General features: G+C 54.6%; 16 protein-coding genes and 3 pseudogenes. 16 read left to right on the top strand and 3 right to left on the bottom strand.

The window, feature by feature from the left end; translation table 11 throughout:
- The first annotated feature begins 22 nt into the window (after window positions 1–22).
- Window positions 23–1,288 carry an MFS transporter gene (locus tag AD666_RS24270; protein WP_256222814.1) on the top strand — a complete coding sequence of 422 codons (1,266 nt, stop codon included), beginning with the start codon at window positions 23–25 and terminating at the stop codon, window positions 1,286–1,288.
- 123 nt (window positions 1,289–1,411) lie between these two features.
- On the opposite strand, the gene AD666_RS24265 is transcribed toward AD666_RS24270, so the two are convergent.
- The gene (locus AD666_RS24265) at window positions 1,412–2,164 is read right to left on the bottom strand and encodes an NUDIX domain-containing protein (RefSeq protein ID WP_053157996.1); all 753 of its coding nucleotides are present in this window, start codon (window positions 2,162–2,164) and stop codon (window positions 1,412–1,414) included.
- Window positions 2,165–2,378: 214 nt separating this feature from the next.
- Between AD666_RS24265 and AD666_RS26540 the strand changes: the two genes are divergently transcribed.
- Together AD666_RS26540 and AD666_RS24260 are read left to right on the top strand one after the other, a co-directional pair.
- Window positions 2,379–2,759, top strand: a complete 381-nt coding sequence (locus AD666_RS26540) for a hypothetical protein (RefSeq protein ID WP_156315989.1) — start codon at window positions 2,379–2,381, stop codon at window positions 2,757–2,759.
- Window positions 2,760–3,905: 1,146 nt separating this feature from the next.
- The gene (locus AD666_RS24260; protein ID WP_256222812.1) at window positions 3,906–4,391 is read left to right on the top strand and encodes a coiled-coil domain-containing protein 60; all 486 of its coding nucleotides are present in this window, start codon (window positions 3,906–3,908) and stop codon (window positions 4,389–4,391) included.
- A 415-nt stretch (window positions 4,392–4,806) separates the two neighbouring features.
- Here AD666_RS24260 and AD666_RS24255 read toward each other — a convergent pair.
- Window positions 4,807–6,234 (bottom strand): annotated as a pseudogene (locus tag AD666_RS24255) (aldehyde dehydrogenase family protein).
- A 299-nt stretch (window positions 6,235–6,533) separates the two neighbouring features.
- Between AD666_RS24255 and AD666_RS24250 the strand changes: the two are divergent.
- The gene (locus AD666_RS24250; protein WP_082339942.1) at window positions 6,534–7,328 is read left to right on the top strand and encodes an acetoacetate decarboxylase family protein; all 795 of its coding nucleotides are present in this window, start codon (window positions 6,534–6,536) and stop codon (window positions 7,326–7,328) included.
- 22 nt (window positions 7,329–7,350) lie between these two features.
- Here the strand turns inward: AD666_RS24250 and AD666_RS24245 are convergent, their stop codons facing one another.
- On the bottom strand, window positions 7,351–8,025 hold the full coding sequence (locus AD666_RS24245; protein WP_053157990.1) for a TetR/AcrR family transcriptional regulator: 675 nt from the start codon (window positions 8,023–8,025) through the stop codon (window positions 7,351–7,353).
- Between the two features lie 326 nt (window positions 8,026–8,351).
- Here AD666_RS24245 and AD666_RS24240 point away from each other — a divergent pair, with 326 nt between their 5' ends.
- From AD666_RS24240 to AD666_RS26330, 12 genes and pseudogenes are all read left to right on the top strand, one after another.
- On the top strand, window positions 8,352–9,893 hold the full coding sequence (locus tag AD666_RS24240; RefSeq protein ID WP_256222807.1) for a PucR family transcriptional regulator ligand-binding domain-containing protein: 1,542 nt from the start codon (window positions 8,352–8,354) through the stop codon (window positions 9,891–9,893).
- Between the two features lie 309 nt (window positions 9,894–10,202).
- Window positions 10,203–10,988, top strand: coding sequence for an acetoacetate decarboxylase family protein (locus tag AD666_RS24235; RefSeq protein WP_053157987.1), 786 nt, complete (start codon window positions 10,203–10,205; stop codon window positions 10,986–10,988).
- 135 nt (window positions 10,989–11,123) lie between these two features.
- The gene (locus AD666_RS24230) at window positions 11,124–12,371 is read left to right on the top strand and encodes a nitrate/nitrite transporter (protein ID WP_053157983.1); all 1,248 of its coding nucleotides are present in this window, start codon (window positions 11,124–11,126) and stop codon (window positions 12,369–12,371) included.
- 48 nt (window positions 12,372–12,419) lie between these two features.
- The gene (locus AD666_RS24225; protein ID WP_053157979.1) at window positions 12,420–13,874 is read left to right on the top strand and encodes an aldehyde dehydrogenase; all 1,455 of its coding nucleotides are present in this window, start codon (window positions 12,420–12,422) and stop codon (window positions 13,872–13,874) included.
- Between the two features lie 169 nt (window positions 13,875–14,043).
- Complete coding sequence (locus tag AD666_RS24220; protein WP_053157975.1) at window positions 14,044–15,513, top strand: cytosine permease; 1,470 nt, start codon at window positions 14,044–14,046, stop codon at window positions 15,511–15,513.
- A gap of 48 nt (window positions 15,514–15,561) precedes the next feature.
- A complete protein-coding gene (locus tag AD666_RS24215) occupies window positions 15,562–16,962 on the top strand; it encodes an APC family permease (protein WP_053157972.1) in 1,401 nt (466 codons plus the stop codon).
- 2 nt (window positions 16,963–16,964) lie between these two features.
- Window positions 16,965–17,420: pseudogene (locus AD666_RS27100) on the top strand (SDR family NAD(P)-dependent oxidoreductase); the annotation flags it as partial.
- 37 nt (window positions 17,421–17,457) lie between these two features.
- Entirely contained in the window at window positions 17,458–17,805 is a 348-nt protein-coding gene (locus AD666_RS26870) for an SDR family oxidoreductase (protein ID WP_053157966.1), read from the top strand.
- A gap of 110 nt (window positions 17,806–17,915) precedes the next feature.
- A complete protein-coding gene (locus tag AD666_RS24200; protein ID WP_053157963.1) occupies window positions 17,916–19,301 on the top strand; it encodes an FAD-binding oxidoreductase in 1,386 nt (461 codons plus the stop codon).
- Window positions 19,302–19,316: 15 nt separating this feature from the next.
- Window positions 19,317–19,661: a cupin domain-containing protein gene (locus AD666_RS24195; RefSeq protein WP_053157960.1), complete on the top strand. Its 345-nt coding sequence runs from the start codon at window positions 19,317–19,319 to the stop codon at window positions 19,659–19,661.
- A gap of 208 nt (window positions 19,662–19,869) precedes the next feature.
- Window positions 19,870–20,907: an ABC transporter substrate-binding protein gene (locus AD666_RS24190; protein ID WP_053157957.1), complete on the top strand. Its 1,038-nt coding sequence runs from the start codon at window positions 19,870–19,872 to the stop codon at window positions 20,905–20,907.
- Window positions 20,908–21,409: 502 nt separating this feature from the next.
- A pseudogene (locus AD666_RS26330) lies at window positions 21,410–21,699 on the top strand (Arm DNA-binding domain-containing protein); the annotation flags it as partial.
- Window positions 21,700–21,887 lie beyond the last annotated feature (188 nt).

Here is a 21,887-nt window from a genome sequence, read left to right as displayed (position 1 = left end):
AACAGAAAAGATTCAAAACTCCTTGACCGAACAACGCGTGCTTTACACTCAGTATGAAAATCGTGCTGAGTGTTTTTTTGCTCATCATGAGGGCATTACTTTGGTTTTTTTTCGAGATAAGCGTTTCCTCGTTGAGTTCGCCTTGATCGTAGGTGTGTTCTCCTTCTGCACCGGTGAGTTTGCAATGATGGGACTTATCTCGAATCTGTCGGCCGCATTTCAGAAGCCAGAAACGAGTGTCGCTCATCTAATCAGCGCATATGCGATTGGTGTTGTAGTCGGTGCACCTGTGATGGTTTTAGTGGGCGTTTATTTAAAAAAAAGAAAGCTTATTCTTTTTTTGCTCGGATTGTATACTTGTGCGAATGCTCTAAGCTTGCTGGCCCCAAATTACGAAGCACTTTTGTTATCTAGGTTCCTGGCCGGGTTTCCCCATGCAGCCTATTTTGGTGTCGCCGCAATGGTTGCGGCATCTATGGCGCCCTTCAATAAGCGAGGCAAGGCGGTTAGCAGGATTCTACTGGGGGTAACGGCGGCGATTTTGATTGGGGCGCCAGGTGCAACTTACCTTGGTCAACTTTGCGGCTGGCGCTCTGTTTTTGCTGGTATCACTATATTTAGCCTGATGAGTTTGATTCTTCTCTATCGCAATGCGCCTGAGGTCGAGAATGAACGTCGCCTTAACGTTAAGGATGAGTTGGGGGCTTTCACTTATCTACAAATATGGCTGGCTCTTGCTATCGGCGCATTCGGCTTTTGTGGAATGTTCGGAGTTTATAGTTATCTTGCCCCAATTGTTTTGAATGTGACTAAATTGGCGGATTACTGGATTGCACCTATGCTTGTACTGTTCGGTGTAGGTACAATGATTGGAAATCTTGCAGGCGGGTGGCTTTACGATCGGGTAAAATTTTCAGCTGTAAAGTTTATAATGCTGTTCAGTTCTGTTGCTTTATTCGCATTCCCAGTTTTGTCACAGACATTACTCGGGATTTCTTTTGCTACAGTGTTACTTGGATGTATGGTTGCATTGGCGCCAGCATTACAAATGCGACTAATGGATGTCAGTAAACGTGGCCAGTCCCTTGTAGCAGCTTCCAATCACGCTGCGTTGAACCTCGCTAATGCGCTTGGTCCATGGTTGGGTGGGCTTGCGATTAATGCCGGCTGGGGCTGGACATCGACAGGTTATGTGGGTGCTGCAATGGCTTTTGTAGGATGCTTGATCTACTGGCTAGCTCAACATCTGGAAAATAAAGAAAATAAATATCGCGTAATTATTGATTAGGTTGTTTGAATTATGTTTCAGGCGTCTATCGTCGTTCAATTTTCGCGAGGCAGCAGAGCTGGTCCTTCTATCAAACTAAAAAATGAGCCATCCGTCGATAATCTAATTAGCTCGCCTGAAAGATCAGTATCCGTCTGGCTCTGAGGCTGGGATGAATATTTCCATTCTTTTATAGGGCTCTATATTTCCGGAGAAGTCTGTCGCTATTAGACCAGCTCTGTAAGCAACTGCATCGACCATTTGCCTATCTGTGAGGCTGTTGCTTGGTTCCGAAATATATGTAATCAAAGGTATCCATTTAGCATCCTCAATCTCTGCGGTATCCAAAATATTTATTTTTTGAGTCAATGCTTTCATTCTACAAATGAAGTGCAAATTGGATTTACCGAGCTGGTGGGGGTGCCTTGTTGTGAATCCGACAATTGATTCGAAAACTGATTCAATTCCGGTCTCTTCAAATACCTCTCGTTGGATTGAATGTTGAATTCGCTCTCCTAATTCTACATATCCTCCCGGAAGCTTGAAGCCAGTTGTGCCTCGCTCTTTTATCAAAAGAATTTCGTTCGTCTCATTCAAAACAATAGCGCCTGCCCCAATTGTATGCGTAGGGATGAAAGGTATGAACGCGTTCACTGATGGTTGGCGAACCAGAGTTAATTCTTCACGCAGACAACTGTGGAATGTAAAGCCAGCCTTGATAAACAGTGGGATGCTCTCGGCAAGGGTGATAGGAAGGGAAATCCAAGAAAGGGATTTATCATGAAACTTCAGATACACCAATAGATCCTCGAGGTCGGTTTTCAATTCCCCTGTGGTTGTTGGTAACGAAGTTGGGTCGATGATCACACCATTGAATTTATCTAGCTCAAATTTCATTTGTCTACTTTCAGTTGTATGCGGGGCAAAGCCTCGGAAAAATCATGGCAAAACCATGTCAGTTTTCATTGCTGAGCGCGAAGGGAATGACTAGACTAAAAAATAAAGTGTACAATATGACTATTGTTTCGACTTGTAAAGCTTGGTTTTTCACGCTAGGTGTAGATAAAGCTTACAGTTGAAGTGAACTATTGTTTAGGCAGGAGGGATCAAAATGTTAAGCGCGCAAAATATAGCACAAGATTCGGATTTTATGGTCAATAGCAATCGCGACTGCGTGCGAGTCTGGGATACCTTCGATAGCTACGTAGCACATTGGCGAACTCTAGGGGAGCAACTCTATCCTGCTTCTTTTGCGATGGAACCCAGCTCTCCTAGGGCGTCTTCAATTCGTGGAAAAATTGCTAATACACACTTCTCTATAAACGCTGGTTCAGTATTGGTGGTCGATAGGTTGTTTATTGAAGTGCTTGTTGTTGCAGAATTTCTTGAACTTGGGGTTCGAAAGGAGTCTCTGAGATTTCTTATTTCTTCCTTTGGTGACTTTCATCAAGCCGACGGTGCAAAAGTAATCGGTGCATTTGAGGAAAAATAAAATTACACAGTGCTAGTTAAATTTCTTGTGCAAGTCTTGAAAACATCGATGCCATGCTTGTGAGTGCAAACTAGATAAAATGGTTATAGTTTAAGGCTATGGTTATGCTCCTAGGAGGCGAGCTAGCCTATAAGTCAGTAGTCCAAGCATGGCCAGTCATCAAGCTACTACCGCCGGGTCTATTTTGGGCTTGGGGGATTCGATATGGTCGTTGCTAAGTTATTGCTGCGTCCGGATGACAAAGCATCTCTATGAATAAAAGTGCCTCTGTGTAAAGAAACTTATTTGAAGTCTATATACCTAATCGACCTTTGCGCATCGGCAGGGAAAGCTGAGGTGGTTGGTACAGTATTTGCTTTGTAAGTCTTGTCCTTTTGATAGTTGGAGCGCTGGAGGAGTTATGCACTCACTCAACTCGATGGCCGGAATTAGAAAATATCGTATCCACGACGAAATTCCGGTCATTTTAAATACCGAGATCGCTGATGTTACCCAAAATTCAAATGAGAAGGCGAGGCTTCAGCTGGAAATGGCATCACCTTTTCCTATTTCAATAAAATTTCGCACTGCATTGGTGCGTTTTTTCAAGCGATTAACTTAGAAGCATGTAAAATTTGTGTACAGCGGAAGCAGCGCTTTTGGAAATTTTTATAGATGTTACCTAGTGATACACTCGATCATTCTCGCTGCCGATGACGGTGCCGATCAGTAGTGGGTCAAGCATATTGATGGCACATAGGGAAATTGTGGTTAGATCAAGGCTCGTTGCATCTGAAGAAAATAGGAGGGGATTCGCATCCAATCTGTCCTGCAAAGGGGGCTCACACTGCTTGAACTCCACAGATAGTTTAAGAGCCGGTCAAGGGCGGCGTTGTCGCTGATGGAGGCTACCCATCGCAGTGACATCCCCGCGGACGATGCTAGCTTGGCTGGTCAGATGGCAGTGAACGCCTTTTTCGAGATTGATCATTACGAGCAGTTGGAGCAACTCATTAATGCTTGGACGGTTAAGCGATAACAGTATCTCTATGTGGCGTCATTGGCCGCCTCTTGGGCGGCCTTTTTAAGCAGGTGAGCGTCTATGGAGACTAAAGAAATTCATCCGCTAGCCGATATACATCGGTCTGTCTATTTTTTGGAGTGCATATGATTACGCTAGGAACACTCAGCACCGCTATCAGTCATTCGCCGACGCAGGTCACGGAAAGAAAAATCACGGATGACGTGCAGGCAGCCCCCCCAGCTCCGGGTACTTCAACACCCGTCGAAGGTGTCAAGGTATCGCTGTCCGGCGAGGGACTTAGGAAGGCCTCAGATGAAAAAAGCTCTAATCCTAATCAGGATATTGAAGAAAGCGGTCTACCTGATCAGGCGCAAAAGCTTCTGAAGATGATCCGTGAGTTGAAGCAGAAGATTGAAGAAAAGCAGCAAGAAATGCAGGAAGTCATGGCTAACCAGAGCTTAAGCCCAGAAGCCAAGCAAGCTCAGGTCGGGTCACTGCAGTCCGAGCTTGCCACGCTTACCTCCAGCCTGATGACGGCCAGTAATTCGTTGGACAAGCTGTCAAAAAATGGAACCCTGTCACCTCAGCAGGCACAGAAAGCGATTGGTCTAGCGATGAAGAAATCATAACCGCCGTACCTGGGCATTTTCAAAAAGCGCTTAAAATGCCGGCACCGGTAGTAACCGGTTTCGTCGAAAACTCGCCGAAACCGGTGTCGGCTTCTTCAACTACATCAGAACGCAGGATTACTGTGCAAGGAATGCACCGTCAACAAAAACTCTGGCAAGCCTGGACTCATCCGATGCCAGCAAAGACGCTATATGGGCGATGTCGACGGCTTCGCCCAAAAAACGATGGCGGGCGGTTTTACCAAACGCTCCAGCTCAGCAAGATCATTCCCAACCATGGGCGTCATGATGTAACCGGGATGGATGCTGTTGTCTCGAATTTATAGCCGCTGCGGCCCGCATACAGTGTGGCTGGTCGCGGTACCCTTCCTGAGTCTCCGATTCCCTGTAACAGAGACTTCGAGGGTGTGCGGGATCAATTCTGGATTGACCGTCCAGCCATACGTCTGCTCGAGCGGCGCGGCGTAACGGTTGAAGTCAGCCAGACCGTTTGGGCGTTACAGAACTCTCTGAGTCCATAGTGAGAGAGCCCCCGCCCGAAGCCGCTTTTCTTGATACCGCCGATGGGGACGCGCGGATCGGTTGCGACGTACCCATTGATAAAGACGCCGCCCGTAATCATGCGTGCGGCAAAACGCCTGGCCATTTCGACATCAGCTGTCCAGATACTATCCGCCAGGTCGAACTCGCTGTCGTTTGCCAGTTCCAGTGCTTGTATCGCGTCCCTGGCAACGATCAGCGAGGCGACCGGACCAAGCAGTTCCTCCTCGAACGAGGTCATCCCGGGGCGGACATCCGCCAGAATCGTCGGCTCGTAGTAATTGCCGATCCCTTCTATTTTTTTTACCACCCAACAGCAGCTCCGCGCCTTGGGCGACGGTTGCCTTGACTTGCTCGTCCAGCTCGTCCAGCAGATCGGCACGAGCCATTGGGCCAATGTAAGTGCTGTTTTCAAGTGGATCTCCGAGCTTGAGTGCAGTGACCGCGTCAACGAACTTGCTCTCAAATGCTTCAGCCATGCTTTGTTCGACGATGATGCGTTTGGCGGCAATGCATACCTGGCCGCTATTTTGAAAGCGTCCGACAACGGCAGCGCTAACGGCCTCATCAATATCCGCATCAGCCAGGACCACGAACGGGTCGGACCCGCCCAGTTCCAGGACACATTTTTTCAGCAACGCGCCGGCTTGTGCAGCAATGGCTGAACCCGTCCGGACGCTGCCAGTGACAGTCACCGTAGCGATGCGCGGATCTTCGATGGCCTTAGATACCGTTGATGGAACAACGTTGATGATTTCAAAGCGCCGTCGGGTATCCCGGCATCCCGCCAGGCTTGTTGAAGCTTGTAAGCGCAGCCCATGACGTTGGGCGCATGCTTGAGGACATACGGGTTGCCGGAAAGAACCGCGCCCCTCATCACCTGCCAGAACGGAAAATTCCAGGGCATGACCGCAAGGACGGCCCCGAGCGGTCGATAAGCGACATAGGCTTTATCGTCCTCAACCAACGTAGGCTCAGGCTCTACATTCGTAGCCCATGTTGGGCGTACCATTCACATAACGCGGCGCATTTTTCTACCTCGGCACGCCCCTGAACGCCAGGTTTGCCCATTTCGTTCGCAGCCAGCTGAGCCATCCCTTCAGCCTGGGTGCGAAGCTGCGAGGCGAGGTTGAGCAAGACTCCGGCCCTGACTTCTACCTCAACCTCCCGCCATCTCTCAAAGCCAGCTTGTATGCGAACCAAGGTCGCCTCCATTTCGCTGACAGACTCATGGGTAACGACCGATCTGTTCGCCGTTGGCAGGGTTGATAAAGAGGGCAGCGTCAAAGCTATCGAAGGTCATCGTGAGGTCTCGGAAAGAAATTGTGGAGGGGCATAAGCAGGCTCTTTTATGGCAATCGTCAGTATCGATGGATTCATGTTGTTTTCAATCAGACCCATGTACGGACCTACACGAGTCGGGTTGTTCGAAGTTATGAAGGGCGTCGGTGCGTGTCGTATCGTACAAAAGCCTATAGGCATTGTTTTCGATCGTACAATTGCTGCTTGTACAGCATGCAGGTCATTCTCGGAACAGCCTGATATTTGTATTACGGCTCACCGTACGATAAAAAACCGTACGATAAAAACAAGGGGAATGTAATGAGTTATGTTTGGACTCGACAGCAGTTGGATGAATACCGGGGCTATTACGATAATATCCGCACTCACCACAGTTACAGTTATGTCAATTATTGCACCACCGCTGCGTTCGTGCGGAGCGTGCTTCCTCCGTGCCTGAGTGTTTGCGAGAAACCGATAGTCTCGGTCGGGTTCCTGTCGTTCATGGAGTGGGTGAATGGCGTACCGAATCGCATGGGACGCGACCGTGCCGCCATTATTGGCGTCAATGCCGAATATAAAGGTGTTGAAGGTAGTTACTATTTGACCGTTCTCGAAACAGAGGAAGTGAACATTGTAACCGGGCGTGAGTTCTGGGGGATGCCAAAAAAGCAGGGGACCATTGATTACTTCGAAGACGGCGAAAACTTTCATGGCATTGCCGGCAGGAAGAATCATGACTTGATCCAGCTCAATGCTTCCTTGGGTGAAGAACAGGGCGGCATGCGTGAAATGCCCGAGTATTATTTCGACCTGCGCTGTGGTTATGAAGTGAATGCACGCTCAATCCGCAACCCCGAACTGGTGATCTTCAAGAATTCCACATTGATCAAGCGCTTTCGTCCGATCACTCGCTCGCAACTGGAGCTCATCGGCTCGCCATTCGACACCGGCGTAGGTACGGTGCCGGTTGGAGACTTTATAGAGGGTGGCCATCTCGGCGGGGAGACGTCCTACATTGTCGAGCAGGTGGTGGATCTGTCGAAGGATGGCGTTGATTACGCGCCCTATCTGATGGGGCGACTGTACGACGACTGGCCGGATGTCCGTCGATAAGGGCAGCTATAACAACCGGCGTCTACACCTCGTCTGTAAGTAGCATCGGGCGAGGTGGATTCACCAGCGTGTTGCTCCAGAGTGCTATCGAGGTGTCGAGCATCTGCGCCCGGATCTCAGGGGTGAGGCTCGGTTGCCACTGGTAAAAGAAGTTACCTTCAATCATCGTTGCGATGAGCCCGCTGTAGGTTTCGACAGCTTCCGGATTCAGTTGGGGATTGATCTCGCGGACGAGGTATCTCAGGCCTGTCAGAAAATACTCATACTGCTCGATCATGACCTCCTTGATGCGTTCATCCTGGGTCGCCAGTGCACCCATCTGGAAAAACAACCTGCCCGTGTAATGATCCTGGGTCGCCGCCACATTTTCCCGAATCGCCAGGGCCAGCTTTTCCATGGAGGGCGTATGGCTGTCGGTGTAGATCTCCTGGAAGCGGAACACAAAAGACTCAAGTTTGGCCTTGATCATCTGCAAGCAAAGATTTTCGGTATTCCCGCAGTAATGCTGCAGGGTGCTCAGGCTGATGCCCATTTCCTTCGCGACCTTGCGAGCAGAAAACTCCGCGTAGCCGTCACGGATGAACACTTGTGCTGCCGCATCATTTATTTCCTCGATCTTTCTCGACCTTTTCTGTGTGCGACCATATTTGACCTGGCTCTCTATCTCTTGGTCTTCGGTGGCAGCAGGCGAGGGCATATCTGATCCTATCCAATTATCCATTTATCCCCGCTAGCCTACCTCGCCCACGGGGTGAGGCAAGCACATTCATGTCATGAACCTAAAATTAGGTCATGCGACCTATGTTGGTGCTTTTCTACACACCAATGATCTATGATCTGGGTACATTTGACTCAACAAGGAAGAGCTGGCCAGCCGTTGCGGCTCACGATTGGCGCTGGCCATGCGCCTATCAGCGCCATTGTTATTCATGGCAAGGTTATTGCGTTGGAAGACTTTCACCGGATCCGGCCCGCTGGGCCAGCCCTATCACTCACTTCTATGTACTGACAATGCCCCTGACCTTGAACGATCTGATCCTGACGCCAGAACTGCGCACCCGTGTCATATGCGGTGCGCAGCGGTGTGACGAAGCAGTGAGCTGGGCACACGTCTGCGAGCTCGCTGACCCATCCGAATGGCTGGGGAAGGGGGATTTGCTGATGACCACCGGCATTGGTATTCCGGCTGATCCAGGCGAACAGCGGTTGTATGTTGAGCGCCTGCACCTCGGTGGGCTCGTAGGGCTGATGATTGGTGACAACATGCAGGCGCCTGCGGATATTGACGAACTGTTCGCGGCGGCCAAGGCGTTGGATTTCCCGGTGTTGATGACCGAGTATGGTGTTCCGTTTTCAGCCGTTACCAAGGCGGTGGTGAATGCCTACAAGCAGTTGGAGAACAATCGGCGCAACGCCATCACCCACGTGTATGAGACCGCCCGCATCAGCATCCAGGGCTTGGGGCTGCCGGGGCTGCTCAAACGCCTGGAGGCCGACGTAGGAGCGGTGCTGCATCTGGTCGACCCACGCTCCTTGAACCCGTGGATGGCCGGATTGGCTGAGCTTCCTGCGCTCCATCGCGAGGCCATACTTCGACGACCGAGAGCCGCCCACGGCACACCCATTGTCCAGCGGTGCGCGGTGGCGGACGGAGAGACCGTACTGGTGTCCGTGCCCTCTCACCGTGGTTGCCTGTTGGCTGCCCACAGTGCGCAAGCGTTGGACTACGGTCTGCTGCATCACATCGTCGCCGTTATCGGCATTGAACTCGAACGACTCAGGGTCGATCGGGAAACCAAGTTGCGCCAAGGGAGCGAACTGATCGACGACCTCCTGCACAAGCGTGTGTTGCCTCGGCAGGTAGAAGAACGGCTAGAAGCATGTGGCGCGGATGTTTCACGCTTGAGGCTCGCAGTCGCCCGTTTGGGCGTGCTGTCGATCGAGGAGATTGACGAGGCGCTGGTGCGGCATGGCATCGACCTCATATTAAGAGTGCAGGGCGAGGAGGTTTTTGTGCTGTTCTGGGCTGATGAAACTGTCCGCGATTTTCAGTCCAATCTATTAATCAAAGTGGGCGTGAGCGATTTCCTTGAACATGTAGACGATTGTGCCAATGCGCTGCGCGAAGCACGCCTGGCGCTGGCCCATGCCACCGAGAATAGCCCGCTCAGTTTCTACTCGGACACTGGGGTTAATTCTCCTTGGCTGCCACAGAGCTTGCATGATGCAACCGAGGCGTTTCGCCGGGTCCTGGGACCGTTGACTGATTATGACGCCGTTCAAGGCGCCCAACTGTTGCATACCCTGCGTACGTTTCTGGAAAACAACCGATCCTGGATAAATACAGCTAACAAACTGCATATACATAAACAAACATTGGTCTATCGAGTGCGCAGGATCGAGGAGATTACCGCCAGGTCTTTGGATTCGACGGATGACGTCGCCATATTATGGTTTGCGCTCAAGTCGGCGGATATCGCTGGTATTTCAAATCCATGCGCCGCGAGTACAGAGAAAGAACCCCATATCCGCAAGTTGCCCTCGGAGGTGACTGATTCAAGATGAGTGAGTGTTTGTCTTGCAGATATTTTTATGCCGGCAGCGGGTAGGCTGTCGCGTACTTGTTATAATTCCAAGCCCTGAATAATAAATCCTGCGCTGTCATCGAGCGGATGTATCGCTGTTCGTAACAAATGACACGGACGCGTCCGTGCCAACTTTGAAACCTATACGATCATACAGCTGATTTTTGCAATTTATTATGTTCGCACCATTGTTGGTGCGCTGGTCAGTGAGCAACTCTAGTTACAGGGTTCGGGCTTGGATCGAGAGTCCCGGACGCTATAACCAGACCACTGCACAAGGATAATAATCATGGGCTTTGTTAAAACTTCTGAAGAAGTAAAAGAAATCCAGGCTTTGCTGTCCAAGGGCCGCTTTACAGTAGAGTCCGTATCCATCGAATTCGAAACCACGTTTGAATTCTTGCGCTCAGTGCTCCCACCTTGCTTCGAACTCCCTGAAAAACCGATTGCAATCGCCAATGTCTCTCGCTGGCAGAGCGCCCTGTGCGGCGAGTTTGATTGTGGCGTTATCTACCTGAATTGCCGTTACAAGGAATTCACCGGCACCACCATGCTGACCCTCTTCGTCAGCGGTGATATGCCGGTCACGATCGGGCGCGAGATGTGGGGCGAGGGTAAAAAACTTGCCTCGTCGCAATTGTACTTCGACGGTAAAGATGCCTACGGCTACACCGAGCGCAACGGTGTACGCCTGATCGAGATCAGCGCTGAGTTCGGCCCGGACCTGGGGCCACTCGATACCAGCAACTACGACTTTGAAATCAAGGCTCAACCTCACGTTACCGGTATCGGCTTGCAGAACGACGTCGTTCTCAACTGCATGAAGACCGAAGAGTCCTATCGCGTAACGCGCGTGGGTAAAGGCACGCTCAAACTGACCGGCTCCACCATGGACCCTCTGGACACCATCCCGGTGATTTCCGTCGGTGAAGCATTCTATGCCGAAGGCGCCTCTTCCTGGACCGTGCCCTGGTTTGATGAATTGCCAAACCGTGATGCGTATGTGCCGTACATCTACGGCCAGAAGTACGACGATTTCCGTTTCTTTGCAAAGCCAAAACGGTTCGCTGAGTAAGATTTTATTCAGCGCTTCTCATAATAAAAAACGAAGGACAGCAAGACGCTCAGGTGGATCCTTTGGGGCCGTGCCCCAAAGGATTGGAGTTCGACCTTGAGTGTCTCCCAGCCCCTTCAGATAAAGGAGAAAACCATGTCTCGCTACAGTCCCGTCAATGATCAGGGAAAATGGCTGGCACTGTTCCTGTGCTTCCTCGCCACCGTTGCCATTTTCATACCTTACGTCGGTTATTCAACCCAGATCGTCATCATGATGACCGATCTGAACATGACTTATACGATGGTGGGGACGCTGGCTTCGGCTTCTGCAGTGGCCGGCGGGATCATCCTTCCATTTGCCGGCATTCTGGTCGACCGCTGGGGTGCCAAGAAAATCACCGTTCTGGGTCTGCTCATTTCAGCAATCGGGCAGGTCGCCTTCGCCTACGTTCCTTCATTCGAAGCGATGTTGATGTCTCGCATCTTTCTCGGTGCCGGCATCCCACTCTTGTTCATCGGGCCTTACACCCTCGCGCTGCGCTGGTTCGAGCAGTCCGGCAAAACCGGCGCGGCCATGGGCGCCATGCTGGCAACGGACGGGATAGGCACATTGCTCGCCCTCTATGCCTATTCCCATGTGCTGAATGCCTATGGATGGCGTGACGGTTCTGCCCTGGGGGCCATCGCGCTAGTGGCGACGATGCTCGTCAGCCTGTTCTTCCTGAAGGAACCCAAGCATTTCGCGACATCTGCGACTCAGGCCGAGGTCGGCAAGTCATCTGTCATCCGGGTCTTCATTGCGGCCCTGACTCACCGCAACGTGCTGGTTGCCGCGGTATTTCTGGTGGGCGTCTGGGGTTCCTACGCGGTGGCCATTTATTGGGTCCCGACCATCCTCATGGAAGAGAATGGCTGGAGCGAGAGTGATGCCGGCCTGATCGGGGCCCTGTACCCACTGGTGGGCATGATTTGCGCGGTGACGTTCGGCTTGATGTCCGACCGGCTGGGTCGGCGCAAACCCCTGATGCTGATTTCCGGCGTGGGCATGACCGTAGCCTTCTTCGGCTGCGCTGCGGCGCTGTCGATGAAAAATTACCCCTTGCTCGCCGCCATGCTGCCCATCTCCGGCCTGTTCGCTTATGGCGGCATCCCGTTGGCCTACTGCCTTGCCGCCGACTCGGTGGGCATCAAGCTGGCTGCCACCGCGAACGGCATCATCATGAGCCTGGGCTTTTTGCTCGGTGGCGTCGTGTACCCGATGGTCCTGGGGGTGATCAAGGACGTAACGGGGCAATACACCGACGGCTTCATCGCCGCATCCGTGTCGCTGGTCGTATTGAACATCATGGCCATTCTGTTCGCCCGTGAACATGTGGCCACTGTGCGCCCCGCGTATTCGTAAATCGACATTCAAGTGCAATAAAACTTAGAAAAGAAGCAGGAGTTGAAGATGAACATTTATTACGATGGCAAATTTGTAAAAAGCCAAGGCGCCGCCATTCAAGTAGAGAACCCGGCGACGGAGGAGATATTTGCCGAAGTCGCCGAGGCAACCACCGGCGAACTGGATGCCGTCGTTGCTTCTGCCAAGTCTGCACAACGCAAATGGGCTCGCATAGGGGCGGGCGAACGCGCCGAACTGCTGCACACCTGCGCGGTTCGCCTCAGGGAACATGCACCGGAGCTGGCGCGCCTGCTCACCCAGGAAAGTGGCAAGCCCTTGCGCGAAAGCCTAGATGAGGTCGAGTGGAGTGTCGATGCCTACCGCCATCTGGCCGAGGTTGCGCGTACCCAGGGCGGTCAGGTTGTCCAGCCGAACATGGCGGGCCAGATGAACCTGGTATTACGTGAGCCCCTGGGCGTCATCGTCAGCATCCTGCCATTCAACTTCCCGGTTCTGCTGATGACGTGGCAGGTGGCGGCGGCGTTGGCGGCCGGCAACACCTGCATCATCAAGCCTTCCGAAGTCACGCCGATGACCGCGCTGCTGTTGGCGAAGATCTTCGACCATTTGCCACCCGGCATTTTCAACGTCGTGACCTGCGGCGCCAAGGGCTCTGCTTACCTGGTTTCCCACCCCGATACGCACATGATCGCATTCACCGGTTCGGTGCCAACCGGTCAGAAAATCATGCAGGGCGCTACCGCGCGGATGAAGCCGCTGCTGCTGGAATTGGGCAGCTCCGATCCGTTCATCGTCCTGGATGATGCCGATTTCGATATGGCCGTGCAGGCCGCAACTTTCGCGGCGTTCCTGAACTGCGGCCAGGTGTGCACGGGCTCCGAGCGCTTCTTCATCCATGAAAAAATCTACGATGACTTCATGGAGGCACTCGTCCAGTCGGTTTCCAGGCTGCGCATTGGTGATCCGATGGGCGATGTGGACATTGGTCCGCTGATCAACAAGGCCGCGCTCAATGGCGTCGAAAGCGGTTTGGCTCACCTCCAGAGTCTGGGCGCGAGAATTCGCCATGGCGGCAAGCGCGTCGATTTCCCACGGGGTCATTTCTTCCAGCCAACGATTGTTGAAATCACCGACCCGAACAAGCAGCAGCCGCGCCATGAACTGTTCGGGCCGCAGGCGACGTTCTGCAGGATCCGTTCGCTGGATGAAGCCATCGAGCACGCCAACAACAGTGATTTTGGTCTGGGTTCGAGCATCTTCACGTCCAGCCTGGAGTCGGCGATGCGTGCCGCCACCGAAATCGACAGCGGCCACGTATGGATCAATGATCCGTTGAAGGACAACGTTGCCGCGCCATTCGGCGGCAAGAAAATGTCGGGGTTGGGCCGAGAGCTTGGCCTGGATGGCATCAATGCCTTCACGGACGTGAAACACGTGCATATGCAGTTCAAGCCAAGCGCGCAGGGTTGGTGGTTTCCGTACACCCGCCCGGACATCTGAGTCAGCCACGTTTCATTAGTGCTGTGCGGTGGGAGGAGGGTATCGAAGCCTTCCTTCCCTGCGCACGGGAGCTGCGCTGTTCCTGACGTCTGGCGCAATTCCCTTCCCGTGTGAACTCACACGAACAACAAGAACTTTATGCGCAAGCAAATCGCGGAGCGTTGGCATCATGAACAAGAATATCGGGACTGAGCGTGCGACCGGCCTTGAAAGCCGAGCGACGCTGGTGGAGTCAAGATCCATCGATTATGTACCCTTGAGTGAGCGGCACGGTCGCCTGGGAGATCAGGCCACCATCTGGTTCGCCGGCAGTGCCCAGCTACTCAGCCTGGCAACCGGCGCCATCGGGATTGCCCTAGGACTCAACCTGGCCTGGACCTTGTTCGGCCTGGCCCTGGGGACCTTCCTCGGCACGCTGCCTGTCGCCGCGCATGCGAGCCAGGGTCCGCACCTGGGGCTGCCGCAGATGGTGCAGACCCGACCTCAATTCGGTCGCTATGGCGCATTGTTCATATGGCTCGTGGCGGTGTTGGTCTATTGGGGCTACATCGTCTTGAACGTGAACCTGATGGGCGCCACGGCGGAACAATTGAGTTTGAGCTCAGCGACTATCGGCGGCGTTGTATTGGGTCTGATATCGATTGCAGTGGCGATCTTCGGCTACAACCTGTTGCACGTGGGGCAACGCTACACGACCTTTGTCCTGGTCGTGGTATTGCTGATCTACGTTGCGGGGCTTTTGTACGGCGGTCATATTCCAGATGGCCTGTTCAGCCTTGCCGGCAGTTTCCAGTTCACTCCCTTTCTGATGGTTACCTCCGCCGCGCTGGCCTATCAACTTTCATGGGCGTTCTTTGTCTCTGACTATTCGCGCTACATGCCGCCCACCACCAGCCATCGATCCATTATTGCCTACACCGGCCTGGGCGCCGGGCTGGGTGTGTTCGGCATGGAAGCGGTCGGTGCCATGAGCGCCGCGTTGTATCCGAAGGAAGCCATTACCTTGGGTTTACAGCTATCGGGCGATCTGGTCTATCCCGGCTTTGGTGCCGTTGTGCTGACGGTCGGTGGTATTGCACTGCTGATCTTCAATGGCATGTGCGCCTACGGAGGGGCGCTGACGTTGATCACTGCGTTGGACAGTGTGCTGCCGACGTCTCCCAGCAGAGCGCTGAGAATCAAGGCCATTGCGCTGATCGGGGTGACTGCGACATTAGTCGGGGTCCTGCTGCCCGCAGACTTCCTGAATACCACCTTCTATACGGTCCTGGCGGTGTTGGCCTATCTGATGGCGCCCTGGACGGCGATCAACCTGGTGGACTATTTCATCGTCCGAAAAGGCCGCTACTCGGTCAGGGAAATCTTCAACGTGCGGGGCATCTATGGAAAGTGGAACTGGCGGGGCATCGCCGCTTATGTCCTGTCTTTCCTCGCGATGATTCCATTCATGTATCTGTCGTTCTACCAAGGCCCCATCGCCCGATATTTCGGTGGTGTCGACTACGCCTTTTTCGTCGGCATTCCTGTCGGCGCGATGCTCTATTGGCTGTTCTGTTTGAACCTGGACCTGAAGACAGAGTTTGAAGTGATCAGCGCCGCCGACGACAACCTTGACCGCGATGCCGCTCCGATCGTTTAGCCACACAACGGGCATCAGCCCAGGCGTTCACCTGACGGGACAATAATAATGACTCAGGCAGATACTTCATTCGGCACTGGCGACCCCGTTATCGGGGAGAGCCTGCCCGGCACTGAACAGAAGGTATCGTTAACCCGCGTGACCCTCCTGGGACTCTCCGGACAACAGCTGGGACCAAGCGCCGCCATCGCGGCGGGATCGATGCCATTGTATGCGGGCAACGCCTCATGGCTGGCGATGGCGCTCGCGTTGCTGGCCGCACTTTGCATGACGGCAGCGGTGAACGTATTCGCCCGCAAATACGTGGTGACCGGCTCACTGCTGTCCTATGTGGGGATCTCCCTGGGACGGGTACCTCAGCGGGTGGTTGCGGCATCCTATCTGGTGGGGTTCCTGGTGGTCTGCGCGGCGCTGTCCGCTTGCTTCGTGACGTTCAGCAGCAGCTTTCTGCACAGCCTCGGCGTGACGTTTGCGCTGTCAGGCTGGTTCCAGGCTGCGACGGCTATCGTCATCTCGATCCTGGCCGGCGTCTTGACCTGGCGGGGGCTGGACGCTTCGATTTCGATCACGGCCTGGTTGTCGTTTCTCCCGGTGCCGCTGCTCGCCATCGTGACCGTCATGGCTGCATCGAAAACCGGAATAGACCTGCAAGCGCAGCTGACTTTGCAGGGAACATCCCTGTCGAGCCTGGCCGAGGGAACCATTGTTGCGTTGGCCTATTTCGTGGGCTGCGATGCCCTGGCAGCGCTCGCGGCCGAAACGGTCGACCCGAAAAAGAATGTACCGCTGCTGCTGCGCAACGTGTTGCTGATCACCGGTCTGGCATTCGTCGCTATCCTGGTTTTGAGTGCACCTTTGATGGGGCAAAACCTTGAAGCACTTAGTAACGGCGAGTCACCCACGCAAATCCTGGCCACGGCCGCCGGCATGGAGTTCCTGCAACTGCCCATCGACTTCCTGTTGGGCGCCGCTACGTTCGCAAGCCTCGTGGCCTTCATGAACTACGGCAGTCGAGTGTTCGCGACGGCATCGGTCGACCGCTTCATCCCGCAGATTTTCTCCAGGATTCATCCCCGGTTCGGTTCACCTACCGGTTCAACGGTGCTGATGACGCTGGCGGCTGCCTGCATTCCCGTCGCGTTGCAGTTTCTGGCTGCAACGCCGCCGCTGCAATCGACCGCCTATTTGTCGACCCTCTATTCGCTGTTCTGGATTGCGCCCTACGTGCTGCTCGGCTTTGGCGCCATCAGGGAAATCAGGATCGACGGTCATTCCAGGCCAGGTACGGTCGTCGCCATCGGGCTGGGTGTCGCGGTGTTCATCGCGTTGCTGATCTACAACTTCGCGGCCAATCCCGGCGGGGTGTTTGGCGCACTGCCTTACATCATGGTGCTGTTCACCGTCCTGGCCTTTCTCGTCTTCAGCGTAGTGGACGCCGTCAGGAAGTAAATATGCCCATAGGCTCCAGTGCTGGTGAGGTCTCTCACGTAAGGCCTGGAGCCGCCGTTGGTTTCGAGGAGATGATGATGAGCAATTTTATTGCAGCTGTTCTGGTCACCGGTGCTGGTTCAGGAATCGGCCAAGCCACCGCTGCCGAGTTCGCGCGCCAGGGTTACTACGTGGTGGGTTGTGATGTTTCCGAGGCAGGTCTGGTTGGCACGGCAACGCTGATAGGGGCTGAAAAATTCCAGGGCCAGGTTGTGGATGTACGCGATGAAGCGCAGGTACGCAATGCGTTCGAACTCGTCGCAAAGAAGAGCATTCCCTTGCATGCCGTCGCCGCCTGCGCAGGTGTCGCGCGCACGGGGTTGGTAAATGACCTGGAACAGGAAGGATGGGACTTCACCCTTGGCATCAATCTCACCGGAGTCTGGCTGACGGCGAAGTACGCCATGCCGATTTTCCTTGAACAGCGCAAGGGCGCTTTTGTTGCCGTCGGCTCGGATGCTTCGGTGCGGGGGGGCTTCCGGGTATGCGGCTTACTGCGCCTCCAAACATGGCGTGCTGGGCCTGGTGCGCTGTCTGGCCCTGGACTACGGCTCATACGGCATTCGTTCGAACCTGGTGTGCCCGGGGTTCGTCCAGACACCGATGATGGACAGTTTGTTTGCCGAAGCCGAAGACCCGGTGGCCGAAATGCAGGCTTATGCGAAAGAGGTGCCGCTGGGCCGCTTTGCGCTGCCGTCGGAAGTAGCAAAGGCAATTTTCCACTTGGCTTCGGACGAGGCGTCATACACCAATGGTGCGCTCTATTCCATTGATGGTGGCGCAACAGCGGGTCATTTCGGCTGACTCATATCTTTGTACGAGGCAGCTCATACATTTGAATTGAACAGACGATTGTTTCCGTCTGTTCGAGGGCTGAATGTAGCTCTATCAATCGCTGTCAATGGAATTCGTAAATGAAACGTTCCTTATGGTTGGAGGAAATTGCCTCCGAGCTGACTCCGCTGCCTGCCTTGGAAGGCAATCTGTCCGTGGATGTCGCCATCGTCGGCGGTGGCTTCGTTGGGCTTTGGACAGCCTTGCAGTTGCTGGAAAAAGATCCGGTTTGCCGGATTGCGATCATCGAGCAGGATATCTGTGGTGGCGGCGCCTCCGGTCGCAATGGGGGCTTCGTCATGTCCTGGTGGCCGAAGATCAGTTCGCTGTCGGCCCAGTGTGGCAAGGATGAGGCGGTGCGCCTGGCGCGAGCCTCGGCGGCGGCCATCGGTGAGATCGAGGCCTTCTGCGAGGCCCACGGGATCGACGCTCATTTTCGCCGCGCCGGTTGGTTGTGGACGGCCACCAGCGATGCTCAGCGGGGTGCGTGGAACGATGTCCTGCAGACCTGCCAGCGACTTGGCGAAGCGGTGTACATGCCGTTGTCCAATCGCGAAGTCGCCCGTAGAACCGGCTCGCCGATGCATCTGGAAGGCGTGCTGGAGATCAGCAACGCCACCGTGCAACCGGCACGCTTGGTGCGCGGCCTGCGGCGTGTGGCGTTGGAGAAGGGCATCAAGATCTTCGAGAACACCCCCATGATTGGCCTGGAGCGTGGCAAGCCTGCGGTGTTGCAGGTGCCGAAGGGGCGGATTGCTGCGCAGAGCGTCGTGCTGGCCAACAACGCATGGGCGGCGGCGATCCCGGAGCTACGCCGCACGATCTTGCCGGTCACCAGCACGATTGTCGCGACCGCGCCGATTCCCGATCGCCTCGAGTCGATTGGCTGGACAGGCGGCGAGGCCATTACTGATTCGCAATTGATGGTCGACTACTACCGCACCACCCAGGACGGGCGCATCGCATTCGGCAAGGGCACCGGGATGATCAGCTACGGCAGCCGGGTGGATGCCAGCTACGACGATAACCCGCAACTCAGCCAGGACACCGAGCAGGATTTCCGACGCACTTATCCGCATCTTAGTGACGTACCGGTTACGCATGCCTGGTGCGGTCCCATCGACCGGACGTTCGATAGCCTTCCGGTGTTTGGTCACTTGGAGGACGCTCCGAACATCGTGTACGGCATTGGCTGGAGCGGTAATGGCGTGGGGCCGAGTCGTCTGGGCGGCCGCATTCTCGCCAGCATGGCGCTGGGGCTGGATGACGAATGGAGCCACTGTGGGTTGGTCGGGCGCAAGCCGAAGCTATTTCCCCCGGAGCCGTTTCGATATGTCGGCGGGTTGATGGTGCGCAGTGCGGTGCAGCGTAAGGAAGCGGCCGAAGCGGACAATCGCAGCCCTGCCTGGCTGGACTGTGCACTCGCTGGCCTGGCGCCGGCGGGATTGGAAGACAAGAACCTATAAACCATGGAGACCGTTATGCCGCAACCGATTGTCTTGGCGAGTACCGCCGATCTTGCCCTGCCTGCCGCTGTCCCGGTACGCGAACCCATCGACAGTCCCGTGGCGAGCACCGCCACCCATGCCGTGGAGGGACCGGACGGCCTGCTGACCGGTGTCTGGGAGTGTTCACCGGGGCGCTGGCGCCGCCAGGTGCTGGCGCGTGAGTTCAGTCATTTCGTTGCCGGTCACTGTGTTTTCATTCCGGACGAAGGCGAGCCCATTGAACTTCGGGCTGGCGATGCGGTGTTGTTCCCGGCGAACTGTCACGGCGTCTGGGACATCCGCGAAACCGTGCGCAAGAGTTTCGTGATCATGCCGTGAGACGACGGCCGGGATGCCTTCATCCGTTTGGTGGAGGCTCTTGTACGGACGTATGAGCGTTGGCGTTCAAATCATTGTTCAGCCTAATTGTCGGGCACTGCCCAGGTCTTCAAAACTGGACATCGGCGTACCGGGTCAGCGACCAGGCTCGCACCCGGCGCTGCCTCCTTGCGTGGGAGGCTTTCCAAGCTCATCGGAGACAATAACAATGCAGAAAATCCTGAGTACCACACTCATTCTTGCCCTGGGCTGTGCTGCCGCCATACAAGCGCATGCCGACCTGACCGTTGCGTCCCACGGTGGTGCCAACAAGATGGCGCAGGTCAAGGCGTTCTACGAGCCTTACATGCAGAAGACCGGCAGCCGTATCGTCGCCGATGAATTCAACGGTGAAATGGCGAAAATCAAGGTGCAGGTCGATACTGGCAGCGTCTCCTGGGATGTTGTCGAGATGGAAATGCCCGAGCTGGCTCGCGCTTGTGACCAAGGCATGCTGGAGGAAATCGGCACCCGACCGGAGATCGCCAAACTCGTCCCTGATCTTCTGGAAGGTGCTGTGCAGCCGTGTGGGGTGGGCTTCTTCGTGTGGTCGACAGTGCTCGCCTACAACGCTGAAAAACTCAAGACAGCACCGACCGGCTGGGTGGATTTCTGGGATACCGAAAAGTTTCCCGGTAAGCGTGGCTTGCGCAAGGGCGCTATGTACACCCTGGAGTTCGCCTTGATGGCTGATGGTGTCGCCCCTCAGGATGTCTACAAAGTGCTCGGCACTCGAGAAGGGCAGGATCGCGCCTTCCATAAACTCGACCAGTTGAAGCCGAACATTCAATGGTGGGAAGCAGGCGCTCAGCCGCCGCAATACCTGGCATCCGGCGATGTCGTGATGAGCTCGGCCTACAATGGTCGCATCGCGGCGGTGCAGAACGAGAGCAGCCTGCGCGTGGTCTGGAATGGCGGTATCTACGACATGGATGCCTTTGCCATTCCTAAAGGCGCGACCAACGCCCAGGAGGGCCTGCGCTTTATTCAGTTCATCTTGCAGACCGACGCGCAAAAAGCCTACGCGCAACAGATCGCCTACGGGCCGGTGAACCGCGCCGCCGTGCCGTTGGTGGATGCCGTCCGCCGTAGCAACATGCCCACCGACGAGACCAACCTGGCCAGGCAAGTGGCAATGGATGCGACGTTCTGGGCCGACCATGGCGATCAGCTGGAGCAACGTTTCAACGCCTGGGCAGCGAAGTAGCTAATGGGGGCTCGCTTTTGGTTGTCACATTTTTAGCAACAGCGAATGCTGATTGGGCAGGCCCTGGTCACTAAATACGAGCAAGGCCTGGTTAATAACCCTTTGGGGCGGGCGCGATTCCAGAAGAGGGTAAGGAAGTCGGTAGCTCGCCTTGGAATTGCTCTTGATGCACCCGAAAAACAAGTCCAGAATCAAGTCTTTTCCTGCTCTGGCAAGAAAAGAAACCCCTTAGATTTCAATGAGTCGGACGCCAGGTGCGAGTCTCGTTTCCCGCTCCAATTATTTTCTATAGACTTCCATTGAAGTAGGTAGAAATCCAAAAAAAGAGGCTTCGGCCTTTTTTTTCGTTCCAGTAAAGTCCATTCTGATACATCAACAGCCACGATTTTTTAGTACATTATTTAGTACATCAAATCGACGCTTGCTAAATCAGTTTTTAGAGCTGCTTGGCCCTCTGAAAACCGTACAACACCCCTTCATTCTTATGGGTGGAGTTAGTACGATGGTCCTTACCATTACGGCGGTCCGACACGCCAAGCCTCGCGCCACTACACCCTTCCTGATTTTGATGGTCTCGCGCTTTTTGTGAATACGAACGGCACCAAGAGCTGGCACTTTCGCTTTTCTTGGGCGGGCAAGCAGTCCCGTATTTCGCTCGGCACCTATCCTGAAATTGGTTTACGCGATGCTCGCGTTCTGCGTGATATCGCCAGGGCGCAGGTCGCAAAGGGTATCGATCCCCGCGACCAGCGACGCCTTGAGCGCGATGCCAAACTGTTGGTCGAGAAAACACCTTCTTTGGACAATGTGATGCAGATATTCAGCCCTAGGGGGGTAGGGACGAGACCGCCCGATCTGACGTCGTGGGCCGCTGGGAATTCAAGCAGTGCTGAACTGGGTTATGCTAACTCTCGGTCCACCATTACTGGTCTTGAGCTCGCTCGCATAACTGAAGACCAAGGTCGTATCCTTAGGCTTTT

Origin of the sequence: Pseudomonas sp. Pf153, from assembly GCF_001269775.1 — a bacterium.
Lineage (GTDB): Bacteria > Pseudomonadota > Gammaproteobacteria > Pseudomonadales > Pseudomonadaceae > Aquipseudomonas > Aquipseudomonas uvaldensis.
The sequence above is the reverse complement of the archived record's forward strand: the minus strand, read 5'-3'. Positions and strand labels throughout refer to the sequence as shown.